The sequence below is a fragment of the Streptomyces sp. JH14 genome (genome assembly GCF_029428675.1).
GTDB lineage: Bacteria > Actinomycetota > Actinomycetes > Streptomycetales > Streptomycetaceae > Streptomyces.
In genome coordinates this window covers 2,842,310-2,853,919 of sequence record NZ_JAJNEL010000001.1, presented here as the reverse complement: position 1 = coordinate 2,853,919, position 11,610 = coordinate 2,842,310, and the positions used below count along the sequence as shown (strand labels likewise).

Sequence of the window (11,610 nt, the reverse complement as noted above, 5' to 3'; positions counted from 1 at the left end):
CCGGACGCCGTGCTGTCGGGTGACAGACTCACCCCGCCGCACATCAAAACAGGACCAATCGCCCTATACGCCCCTACGGTGGCCGAGTGACCGAGCCCCCAGAAGCCCCAGACGCAGCCACAGACGCACCGGGCCGGGCTGCGGCAGCACCCGTCCCGCCCGCGGGCGGTCCCCGCACCGGCGCCCTCCGATCCGTCACCGTGCGCGCGACCGTGGTCGGCGTGATCGTCTCGGTCCTGCTGATCCTCGCGATCGTCTTCGGCAGCCGGTTTCTGGAGAACTTCGACTCGGCCCTCCTCCCGTATGCGGTCGCCACGGTCTTCCTCGCCTTCGGTGTCGCCTACCGCTACACGGTCTGGGTATCCGCCCCCGGCGCCCGGCGTCTGTTCGATCAGGGCTGGCGGAGCTTCTTCTCCATGACCAACTTCCGCCAGGCCCCCACCGCCCTGCCGAAGATGATCGCCACCTATCTGGGCCTCCAGAAGTTCCTCGGCGCCCGCTCCCATGCCCGCTGGGCCGCTCACCAGCTGATCTTCTGGGGCTGCATCCTCGCCGCCCTGATCACCTTCCCGCTCACCTGGGGCTGGTTCACCTTCACCTCGGGCACCGGCTCGGGCCCCGGCTACGAGATGCGTATCTGGGGCTTCAAGGTCATCGGATTCGGTGCGCTGAACATCGTCGGCTGGCTGATGTTCCACGGCCTGGACATCGCCGCCGTGCTCGTTATCCCCGGCGCCTGCTACTTCCTGTGGCGCCGGATGAAGGACCGCGGCGCCATCACCGGCCAGCGCTTCGCCTACGACCTGGTGCCGCTGATCGCCCTGATCGTCATCTCCGTGACCGGGCTGCTGCTCACCTTCTCGTCGATCTTCCTGCACGGCGGCGGATACGAGTTCCTGGCGATCCTCCACATGGTGTCGGTGGTCTTCACTCTCATCTACATCCCGTTCGGGAAGTTCTTCCACATCGTCCAGCGCCCGGCCGCGGTCGGTATGCAGCTGTTCAAGTACACCGCCCGGCAGGACCAGCAGATCTTCGGCTGCCGCCGCTGCGAGGAACCCATCGACACGGGGCCGTACGTCGAGAACCTGCGCGGGACCATGCGCGACCTCAGCCTCGACTTCGACGAGTGGGCCGAATACTGCCCGCGCTGCAAGCGGGTCCTGCGTGGCAGTGCCTACCTCTCCCATGTGAAGAAGGGCTTCAAGTGACCGCGGATCCACGAGCCGGCGCCTCAGGTGCGGCTGTCCCGCTCGACCCTTCCCTCGCTCCGCCCGGCACCCGGGCCTTCCGGGACGCGGGCGGCATCCCCGCCGACCGGTGGCACGCCGACCAGAACGGCGAGACCCTCGTCCCCACCCACTGCTGCTTCTGCGGCGTCCAGTGCGGGATGTATCTGCGTGTCGACCGCGGCGGAAAGGTCTTCGGGGTCGAACCCCGCAACCACGACATCAACCGGATGCGGCTGTGCCCCAAAGGCATCAACGCGTATCAGCAGGTCAACCACCCCGACCGGCTCACCGCCCCGCTGATGCGCCGTTCCCGCGACGAGGAGTTCCACGAGGTCTCCTGGGACGAGGCGCTCGATTTCACGGTCTCCGAGGTCAAGCGCATCCAGCAGGCCTATGGCAACGACGCCTTCGGGCTCCTCGGGGGCGCCAGCCTGTTCTCCGAGAAGACGTATCTGGTCGGCAAATTCGCCCGGGTCGCCCTCAAGTCCCGGCATGTCGACTACAACGGCCGACTTTGCATGGTCAGCGCCGCGGGCGCCAACAAGCTCGCCTTCGGCATCGACCGGGCCGGCAACCCGTTCTCCGACATCCTGCTCACCGACTGCCTGCTGATCGCGGGCTCCAACGTCGGCGAATGCTTCCCCGTGATGACCCAGTACGTGTGGGGAGCCCGGGATCGCGGCGCCAGCCTGATCGTCGTCGACCCGCGCGAGACCGCGATCGCCCGCACCGCCGACATCCATGTCGCCCTCAAGCCGGGCACCGACTCGGCGTTCTTCACCTCCGTGCTGAACGTGGTCATCGAGGAGGGCCTCACCGACGAGGCCTATCTCGCCGCCCACGCCACCGGCTGGGACGAGGTCAAGGCCAAGGCCGCCGAATACCCACCGTCCCGCGCCGCCGAGATCTGCGACGTCCCCGCCGAGCAGATCGTCCAGGTCGCGCGCACCTTCGCCCGCGCCCCCAAGGCCATGGCCTGGCACGCCCGCGGCATCGAACACCACTCGCAGGGCGTCGAGAACTGCCTCACCGTGATCAACCTCTGCGCCGCGACCGGCCACATCGGCAAGCCCGGTGCCGGCTACGGCACCATCACCGGCCAGGGCAACGGGCAGGGCGGCCGCGAACACGGCCAGAAGGCCGATCTCCTCCCCGGCGGCCGCTCGATCATGAACGAGGAGCACCGTCGGCAGATCTGCGAGATCTGGGGCATCGAGGAGTCCGAACTCCCGCCCGCCGGCACCTCGATGATGGAAATGGTCTGGCAGATGCAGCGCCGCGAGATCCGCGGCCTGATCGGCATCTGCAACAACCCCTTCGTCTCCCTGCCCAATTACCGGGTGGTCAAGGAGGGGTACGACGCCACCGAATTCCATGCCCAATTCGACTTCTTCCTTTCCGAGACCGCTGCCAACGCACATGTGGTCTTCCCCGTCACCACCTGGGCCGAGGACGAAGGGGTGATGGCCAACGCCGAGGCCCGCGTCGTCAAGCACAACAAGGCCCAGGACCCGCCTGCCGGGGTACGGACCGACACTTGGGTGATGTGCGAACTCGCCCGGCGGCTCGGCGCCGGCGACAAATTCGCGTTCGCCGACTCGCGCGCCGTCTTCGACGAGCTGCGGATCGCCTCCGCCGGGACCGTCAACGACTACTACGGCATCACCTACGAACGGCTGGAGGAGACCGGCGGCATCGCCTGGCCCTGCCCCTCCACCGACCACCCCGGTACCCCTCGGCTCTTCGAGGACGGCCGGACCTACCACCCCGACGGCAAGATCCATATGCAGGTCGTCGACTGGCACCCGCCGATGGACCCGTACGACGACGAGCACCCCATGTCGCTCACCACCGGCCGCACCGTCGCCCACTTCCTCTCCGGCAACCAGACCCGTCGCCTGGGCGGCCTCGTCGAACAGACCCCGCGTCCCTGGGCCGAGATCCACCCCTCGCACGGCTTCCGCAACGGCGAACCGGTCCGTGTCGTCACCCGGCGCGGCAGCGAGGTCTTCCCCGCCCTCGTCACCGAGGCGATCCGCCCCGACACGGTCTTCATCCCGTACCACTGGCCGGTCCCCACCGCTGCCAACGCACTCACCATCGACGCCCTCGACCCACGCTCCAAGATCCCCGAATACAAGGTGTGCGCCTGCCGCATCGAGCACGCCGAAGCGATCGACGAGGTCCCTGCGCCTCCCGTCGCACCCGGCCACGTGGCCTACCCGGCGGCCCAGGTCTCCCGCACCGACCCCTTGCCGCCCACGTCGCCGCAGGGCCGTGGCACCTCGGAGAGGGGCTGAGAACCGGATGATGGGCAGAACGATCTTCATCGACCCCGGGCGCTGCATCGGCTGCCAGGCCTGTGTCTCCGCCTGCCGGGAGTGCGACTCGCACCGCGGCAAATCGATGATCCACCTCGACTACACCGATGAAGGCCACTCCGTCGCCTCCCTTCCCACGGTCTGCATGCACTGCGAGGACCCGGTAGCACCGTGCGCCGAGGTCTGCCCGGCCGACGCGATCCTGGTCACGGCCGACGGCGTGGTGCAGCAGGCCGACACCACCCGCTGCATCGGCTGCGCCAACTGTGTCAACGCCTGCCCCTTCGGCGTCCCGAAGATCGACCTCCAGGCGAAGCTGCAGATGAAGTGCAACCTCTGCTACGACCGCACCGCCTACGGTCTCGCCCCCATGTGCGCCACCGTCTGCCCGACCGGGGCGCTGTTCTACGGAACGGTGGAGGAACTCCAGGCCGAGCGGCCCGGTGTCCAGGTCGCCGACACCTTCACCTTCGGCGAGACCGAGGTCCGTACCGGCGTGGCGGTGGTCGTCCCCGCCGACAAGGTCCAGTGGCCGGTGCCCGGCGGTCTTCCCATCGTCGAGGTCAACGGGAAGGACGTCCGCCGATGAGCGTCACCGAACAGCCACCGGCCGGGGACCGGCGTCCCGGCGGGGACCCGCGCGAAGCCCTGCACGACCGGATCGCCGCCGACTCCCTCACCACCCGGCGGGACTACCTCCGGATCGTCGCCACCGTCTCGGGCGGACTCGCCGTCGGCAGCCTCGGTGTGGCCGGCGGAATGCTCCCGCGCCACGGGGAGACCGATGACGGCAAGGCCCCGGCGCCGAGAAGGATCGCCGGCCGGCTCCTGCCCGGCGAGTCCATCGCCTTCAGCTACCCCGACGAGGAGGACAGTGCGGTCGCCGTCCGGCTGAACGACGGCACTCTCGTGGGCTACTCCGCGATCTGCACCCATCTCGCCTGCGCAGTGCTCTGGCGCAAGGACCGCGGTGCGGAGGGGGAGCTCTACTGCCCCTGCCACGAAGGTGTCTTCGACGCCCGCACCGGAGAAGTCACCGCCGGACCCCCGCCCCGCCCACTGCCCAAGGTGGTGCTCACGGAGGAGACAGACGGCAGCGTCTGGGCCATCGGCACCACCCGCTCCGACGAGAGCATCGAGCAGGGCCTGTGCCGCCAGATCAGCTCCGAGCGCCCGGACCTCGCCTCCCGGATCGGCTGTCCCTCGGTCCGCGACGGCGGTGGGCAGGCACCCCGCGCGCAGACTTCCGGTGCGAAGGCGCACCGTATCGGGGCAACCGAAACCGCGACCTCCGGAGGGCAGACATGAGCGACGCCCGGCAGCCCACAGGCCCGGAGCAGCGGGCCTACCCGGAGTACCACCCGGGCAGCGCCCGGCCGGAGCTGAACCGTCCCCTCCGTGAGCGCTATCCGCAGCTCCGCTCCACCAGCGGCTACGGCGATCCCCGGGTCCGCCACACCGGTCCGGGCCCGGGAGCGGGTACCGACCAGGAACCCGAGCGTTCCTCGAAACTGACGGCCCGGCTGGCCCTGGCCATGACCGTCGTCATCGGCCAGCTCTGGGGTCTGACCGTCGTCGTCGACGAGTGGATGGAGGGCAACACCGGAACGGCCTGGTGGGGTACGGGCTTCCTCTGTCTGTCGTTCCTGGTCGTCCTGGGGCTCTGGATGCTCGACCCGAAGGATCGCTGACCGCCGCCGTACCCTGGTGGTATGAGCACCGCCCCCACCCCTGGACCGCGCGATTCGAAGCCGACGCAGCCGACACAGCCGGAACAGAGGAAGCCCAAGCCGGCTCTGATCTTCGACGATCCGCTGGACCAGCAGTCCGCGGACGATACGGACCGGGCGTGGGGTGAGCGGGCTCCGGCCGGCGGCAGCGCCGCCGACCTCGCGCGCTTCCTCGACGAGAAGCCCCCCCACCACATCTGAGCTACTCGTTGTGGCCGCGGCCCGGGTCCTGGCCGCGGCTTTCGTCCGCCGGAGTGCTGCGCTGCGAGACGAGCACGTCGCGGATCTCCTCCAGCACCTCCAGCTCGCTCACCTCCAGCGTCTCCTGCACGCCGGCCTTGGCAGCCTGCATCGCCGCTCGCCTGGCGAGGTACTTGGCCATCGGCAGCACCATCAGGAAATAGACGACGGCCGCAGTGATCACGAAGCTGAGCGTGGCACTGAGCACCGAACCCCAGAGGATCCGGATGCCCTCGGTCGCCTCGCCCGTCTTCGGATCCGTGGCACAGGGGCCCTTGAGGCAGGAGCTGTAGCTCTCCAGATCCTTGGTGCCGAACGCACCGACGAGCGGATTGATGACGCCCTTGACGATCGCGTTCACGATGTTGGTGAACGCGGCGCCGATGACGACCGCGATCGCCAGGTCGATCACATTGCCGCGCAACAGGAAGGCCTTGAAGCCCTCCATCAGGCTGACCTTCTTCTCGGTCACGGGTGCGTCTTCCTCCGCATGTGCCGTGGGGGGAGCGAACTGCTCCGCAACCTACGGCAGTACGCGGCAGAACCACCTGATCCATGCCTTCGGGCCGGTGACATGACAGCTCGTCAGTGCGAATAGGGCGGTGCGTCCGGTTCAGCACAACGTCACCGCCAGCCGGGCCGAGATTCCCGCGCCGGCCAGGGACACGGCCGTGCTCCGGGGCACGGACAGCACGACCAGCGCGCCACCCTCCGCAGGGTCCTCGGCAGAACCGTCGGCGGCCGACCGCGGCACCGCCGCCACCTCGGCTCCTTTGGCCACCACCCTGGCGTCGGCCCCGGGCCCCTCGTCCGCGATCACATCGACGCGATCACCCGGCTGCAACAGCCGCACCGTCGCCGCATCCGCGATCCGGACCGGCGCGGACACCAGCTGAACCGGCCGCCGCTCATCGTCCGGCGCCGCCCCGGTCACCCCGGCCGCCCCGGACGAGCCTCGCGCGCCTGCCGCGTCACCACCGCCACCCAGTCCGGTCGCGGCCAGCGCCGCAGCGGTCAGTGCCAGGCCGGCCGCCATCGCGCGGCGTTGCCGCCACACCGCCCTCCGCAACCGACGCCCGCCGCCCCCGCGCACGCGCAGCGGCGCGAACGCCGGCACCCCGCACGGCGGGGGCGCAGACATCGGCGGACCCGGGACCGCCGGACGCACATCGGACGAAAAGGCCGAGGCGGCGGACGGGGAGGGGGACGGGCGAGCGGACGGGGAAGCGTTCGGAGAAACGGGGAACATGGCCGGCACCACCTGCCGTGACGGAGCGTGGAGTGAGGAGTGAGAAGCCCAAGGCCCTCAGTCCGACGGAGTTCGGATGAACTCCCACGTCCGTCACGATCCACCGTCTGCGGGATTCCTGCCGAGCCCTGTGGACGGCCCGCCTGATGTGGACAACTCCGTCACCCGTACGTGCCCCGCCCCGCGCCGCAAGGGCCGGAGCCGGCACCCGCCACGACAGTTGCCGGCACCCGCTACGGCAGTTCGATCCCCGTCTCGATCCCGTCCAGCACGTGTGCACAAGGACAGGTCCGGTCCCCCTCCGCGGGCAGCGCCGTCACCGCTTCGAACAGCACCGACCGCAGCCGGTCCACATTGGCGGCGAACACCTTCAGCACCTCTCCGTGGGAGACGCCCTCGCCCGCCTCGGCGCCCGCGTCCAGGTCCGTCACGAGCGTCATCGTGGTGTAGCAGAGCCCCAGCTCACGGGCGAGCACGGCCTCAGGATGCCCGGTCATCCCGACCACCGACCAGCCCATCGCCGCATGCCAGCGGGACTCGGCCCGGGTCGAGAAGCGCGGCCCCTCGACGACCACCAGCGTCCCGCCGTCCACCGCCTCCCACCCCTTGCCGCGGGCTGCGGCGAGCGCCACCTTGCGCCCCTCCGGGCAGTACGGATCGGCGAAGCCCAGGTGCACCACGTTCGGTGCCACCCCGTCCGCCCGGGTCTCCCCGTCGTAATACGTCTGTGTGCGGGCCTTGGTGCGGTCCACCATCTGGTCCGGCACGAGCAGCGTCCCCGGTCCGTACTCGGGACGCAGTCCGCCGACCGCGCACGGGCCGAGCACCTGACGGACACCCACGGAGCGCAGGGCCCACAGGTTGGCGCGGTAGTTGATGCGGTGCGGCGGCACATGGTGGCCGCGGCCGTGGCGGGGGAGGAAGGCGACCCGGCGGCCGCCGATCTCACCGAGGAAGAGGGAGTCGCTCGGCTGTCCGTACGGGGTGTCCACACGAACCTCGGTGACATCCTCCAGGAAGGAGTAGAAGCCCGAGCCGCCGATGACACCGATCTCTGCGTTCACCATGTGATCACAGTAGCGGGGCCCGAAAACGCCGAGGGCCCGGCCGATCGGATCGGCAGGGCCTCGGACGAAGTGCGAAGCGGGGTACTCCGGCTCAGGCGGCCGACGTACCGCTCGACGCCGACGCGGAGGACGACGGCGAGGAAGAGGAAGAAGCGGCGGACGCAGGCGCGGACGGCTTCGAGTCCGACCCCGTCGAAGAAGACGAAGCGGAACCGGATGCCTTCGCGGACGACGACGCCGGCGAGCTGCTCGACGACGAGCCGCGGCTGTCGTTCCGGTAGAAACCGGAACCCTTGAAGACGATGCCGACCGCCGAGAACACCTTCTTCAGGCGTCCCTCGCAGTTCGGGCACACGGTCAGGGCATCATCGGTGAACTTCTGCACCGCCTCGAGGCCCTCGCCGCACTCGGTGCACTGATACTGATAGGTCGGCACTTGATCCTCCTGGCACTCTGACTCAATGAGTGCTAACGACGCTCCATACTGACCTATTCCGCTGGATCAGTCCACCGTGACCGGCTCTCGGTGACCGACACCACGTGCCACGGTCCGTCCGGACCCCCTTCCCGGCGCCCTCGGTGTCAGCCGCGAACGCAGGGTCACCAGGGTCACCAGCGCCAGTACGGTCCCCACCAGCGGCACCACGAATCCGGTGCTCGCTCCGTGGGCGTCCGCGAGCTGTCCGGCGACCGTCACCGCTGCCGCCTGACCGAGCGCGACCGCGCCTGTCAGCCAGGTGAACGCCTCGGTCCGCACCGACGCCGGAACGAGCGCTTCGACGAGCGTGTATCCGCTGATCAGCGCCGGTGCGATGGAGAGTCCGACGAGCAGGCCGAGCCCGGCCAGCAGTGGCATGGAGTGCACGGCCCACAGCCCGGACGCGGTCAGCGTCAGCGCCGCGTACCCGGCGATCAGTCTGCGCCGCGGTCCGCTCTTCCAGGCGATGGCACCGCAGGCGATGCCGGCCAGCATGTTGCCGGCCGCGAAGATCCCGTACAGCAGGCCGTTGGCACCGGGCCGGCCGATCTCCTCGGCGAACGCGGTCAGTGAGACCTGCATGCCGCCGAAGACGGCGCCGATCCCGAGGAAGGCGACCGCGAGCACCCGTACGCCCGCCACGGACAGGGCGGAGGTGTGCCGTTCGGACGCGACGGACGTGGTGGCCCGGACCGCGGGCTGGGTGCGGTGCTGCGCCGCGAAGAGCAGGCCGCCGGCCAGCGTCAGCGCGGCTTCCGCGACCAGTCCGGCCGCCGGGTGCACTCCGGTGCACAGGGCGGTGGCGAGGACGGGTCCGATGACGAAGGTCAGCTCGTCCGTCACCGATTCGAAGGCGGCGGCGGTCGGCATCAGGGGCGAGGCCTTCCGGCCCGGTGCCGCGCCCAGCAGGGCCGCCCAGCGGGCCCGCACCATCGGGCCGACCTGCGGGACGGACGCACCCGTCGGCACGGCGGCAAGGAACAACAGCCACAGCGGTGCTTCCGCCAGGGCGAGTGCGGTCAGCGCCGAAACGGACGCCGCGTGCACGAGAACGCCCGGTAGCAGGACGGCGCGCTGGCCGATGCGGTCGGCGAGCTTTCCGCTCTGCGGTGCGAACAGTGCCATGGAGACACCGGTGACGGCCGCGACGGCGCCCGCGCTGCCGTACGAAACGGTGGTGTGCTGCACCAGCAGCACGATGCCGATGGTCAGCATCGCGAAGGGCTGCCGTGCGGCGAAGCCGGGAAGAAGGAAGGTCCACGCACCGGGGGTGCGCAGCAGCCGCCCGTAACCGGTGCGGTCGGAGACCGTGGACGCCACGGTCCTTGCCTTTCTGCCGCCTGGTAGCCGTGCTCCCACCCTCCGTCCGCACCTGTGGGCGCCGGCCGTGGACGGGAGCTGCCGAGAGCTGTCCTCTTCGCGCGGAACTGCGGTAGATGCCGGGCGTTCGCAGCAGAGGCGGAGGACGCCACGACCGCCATACGGTCGCGCCAGCTCTGCGTCAGGCAGAGTTGGTCGATCCGGCGTCGGCCGGATCTATCGAGCTTTGTCGATCACGTTTCCTTCATGCTACAGGGCAGGATCCGGTGCGTGCCTGTGATTGCGCGCCATCAGATCTTCGGAGCCTCGGATCAGTGGGGCGTCCTCGTCCTGCCGATTCCGTCGGTGCCGCCGTCGGTCCCCAGCCACCCGGCCAGCTTGCCGCCCTCGCCGACCGCCCGCAGCCGTGCCTCGGCCGCGTCGCGCACCGGATCGGTCGCGACGACCAGCAGCTCGTCCCCGCGGCGCAGCGTCGTCGACGGCCCGGGTACGAAGCTCTTCCCGTCCCGGACGACGAGAGTGACCGCGGCTCCGGCGGGCAGCCGCAGTTCGGCGATCTCCACGCCGTGCATTTTCGACTTCCCGGGGATCGCCACCGACAGCAGATGTCCGCGGAGCCGTTCCAGCGGCGCCGACTCGATGCCCAGGTCGGTCGCCTCGGACGGGTCCTCGGCGATCTTCAGGGCCTTGGCCAGCCAGGGCAGGGTCGGTCCCTGAATCAGCGTGTAGACGACGACGAGCACGAAGACGATGTTGAAGACGTGGGCGGAGCCCTCGATTCCGGACACCATGGGAATGGTCGCCAGGATGATGGGTACGGCGCCGCGCAGCCCTGCCCATGACATGAAGGTCTTCTCCTGCCAGGACATCCGGAAGGGGATGAGAGAGATGAAGACCTCCATCGGGCGCGCGACCACCGTCAGCACGAGGCCCACGATCACCGCGGCCCAGAAGTCCTCGAGCAGGTTGTGCGGGGCGACCAGCAGTCCGAGCAGGACGAACATGCCGATCTGGGCCAGCCAGCCGAGCCCGTCGGCGAAGCCGCGGGTGGCGGGCCAGTGGGGCAGTTTGGCGTTGCCGAGGATCATCGCCGCCAGATAGACGGCAAGGAAGCCGCTGCCGTGGAGCATCGCGCCCGCCGCGTACGCGGACACGGCGATCGCCATCACCGCGATCGGGTAGAGACCCGAAGCGGGCAGGGCCACATGACGCAGCCCGTACGAGCCGAGCCAGCCGACGGCGACACCGACGGCCGCGCCGATCGCCAGTTCCAGGGCGATCTCGCCGACCAGTACGTACCACCTGTCCACAGGCCCCCTGGTGGAGAAGGCCACCACCAGGATCACCACGGGGGCGTCGTTGAAGCCGGATTCGGCCTCCAGTACACCGGTGATCCGGGCCGGCAGCGGCACCTTGCGCAGCACGGAGAAGACCGCGGCGGCGTCGGTGGACGAGACGACCGCGCCGATGATCAGTGACTGCCGCCAGTCCAGGCCGACCAGATAGTGCGCCCCGGCCGCGGTGACGCCGACGCTCACCGCGACGCCGACGACCGAGAGCATGGCCGCGGCGGGCAGCGCCGGTCTGATCTCTTTCCACTTCGTGCCCAGGCCGCCCTCGGCCAGGATCACGACAAGAGCGGCGTAGCCGAACACCTGGGTGAGTTCGGCGTTGTCGAACTTGACGTGGAAGATCCCGTCCTGCCCTATGGCGATCCCGATGCCGAGATACAGGAGCAGGCTGGGGAGGCCGCTGCGGGACGAGATGCGTACCGCCGCCACGGCGACGAGCAGGACGATCGAGCAGACGAGCAGGAGTTCGTTGAGCGCGTGGACAGTCAGTGGCCGTTCCTTCCCTGCGTACGCCTGCCGGATCGTCCTCCGGCGGCCGGTACTTCGTTACCTTACCTAATCTTTAACGTTTTCTTGACGCGGTCGAGTGCTCGTGCGATCGCTCGTCAATTCGATGCATCT

The 11,610-nt window shown here is 69.6% G+C and carries 12 protein-coding genes; 6 read left to right on the top strand and 6 right to left on the bottom strand.

What is annotated here, in order from left to right; translation table 11 throughout:
* Positions 1-86 precede the first annotated feature (86 nt).
* Genes LRD69_RS12695 through LRD69_RS12670 form a run of 6 tightly spaced genes read left to right on the top strand, consistent with a single transcriptional unit; the run spans position 87 to position 5,484 of the window.
* On the top strand, positions 87-1,211 hold the full coding sequence (locus LRD69_RS12695) for an MFS transporter (RefSeq protein ID WP_277326679.1): 1,125 nt from the start codon (positions 87-89) through the stop codon (positions 1,209-1,211).
* A complete protein-coding gene (locus LRD69_RS12690) occupies positions 1,208-3,532 on the top strand; it encodes a molybdopterin oxidoreductase family protein (protein WP_277326678.1) in 2,325 nt (774 codons plus the stop codon). Before LRD69_RS12695 ends, LRD69_RS12690 begins: the two co-directional genes overlap by 4 nt.
* 7 nt (positions 3,533-3,539) lie before the next feature.
* Positions 3,540-4,142 (top strand): 4Fe-4S dicluster domain-containing protein, encoded by a 603-nt coding sequence (locus LRD69_RS12685; RefSeq protein ID WP_277326677.1) that lies wholly within the window; start codon positions 3,540-3,542, stop codon positions 4,140-4,142.
* Complete coding sequence (locus tag LRD69_RS12680) at positions 4,139-4,861, top strand: Rieske (2Fe-2S) protein (RefSeq protein ID WP_277326676.1); 723 nt, start codon at positions 4,139-4,141, stop codon at positions 4,859-4,861. Before LRD69_RS12685 ends, LRD69_RS12680 begins: the two co-directional genes overlap by 4 nt.
* The gene (locus LRD69_RS12675; protein WP_277326675.1) at positions 4,858-5,244 is read left to right on the top strand and encodes a hypothetical protein; all 387 of its coding nucleotides are present in this window, start codon (positions 4,858-4,860) and stop codon (positions 5,242-5,244) included. The genes LRD69_RS12680 and LRD69_RS12675 overlap by 4 nt, the downstream gene beginning before the upstream one ends.
* Before the next feature lie 21 nt (positions 5,245-5,265).
* Positions 5,266-5,484 (top strand): hypothetical protein, encoded by a 219-nt coding sequence (locus tag LRD69_RS12670; protein WP_277326674.1) that lies wholly within the window; start codon positions 5,266-5,268, stop codon positions 5,482-5,484.
* 1 nt (position 5,485) lies between these two features.
* Here LRD69_RS12670 and LRD69_RS12665 read toward each other — a convergent pair whose 3' ends face one another.
* From LRD69_RS12665 to LRD69_RS12640, 6 genes are all read right to left on the bottom strand, one after another.
* Positions 5,486-5,995 (bottom strand): MscL family protein, encoded by a 510-nt coding sequence (locus LRD69_RS12665; RefSeq protein ID WP_277326673.1) that lies wholly within the window; start codon positions 5,993-5,995, stop codon positions 5,486-5,488.
* Between the two features lie 141 nt (positions 5,996-6,136).
* On the bottom strand, positions 6,137-6,664 hold the full coding sequence (locus tag LRD69_RS12660) for a hypothetical protein (protein ID WP_277326672.1): 528 nt from the start codon (positions 6,662-6,664) through the stop codon (positions 6,137-6,139).
* Between the two features lie 341 nt (positions 6,665-7,005).
* Positions 7,006-7,839, bottom strand: coding sequence for an S-methyl-5'-thioadenosine phosphorylase (locus tag LRD69_RS12655; protein ID WP_277326671.1), 834 nt, complete (start codon positions 7,837-7,839; stop codon positions 7,006-7,008).
* Positions 7,840-7,930: 91 nt separating this feature from the next.
* A complete protein-coding gene (locus LRD69_RS12650) occupies positions 7,931-8,275 on the bottom strand; it encodes an FmdB family zinc ribbon protein (protein ID WP_277326670.1) in 345 nt (114 codons plus the stop codon).
* A 66-nt stretch (positions 8,276-8,341) separates the two neighbouring features.
* Positions 8,342-9,637 carry an MFS transporter gene (locus LRD69_RS12645; protein WP_277326669.1) on the bottom strand — a complete coding sequence of 432 codons (1,296 nt, stop codon included), beginning with the start codon at positions 9,635-9,637 and terminating at the stop codon, positions 8,342-8,344.
* Positions 9,638-9,948: 311 nt separating this feature from the next.
* On the bottom strand, positions 9,949-11,451 hold the full coding sequence (locus LRD69_RS12640; RefSeq protein ID WP_277329717.1) for a potassium/proton antiporter: 1,503 nt from the start codon (positions 11,449-11,451) through the stop codon (positions 9,949-9,951).
* Positions 11,452-11,610: the final 159 nt, after the last annotated feature.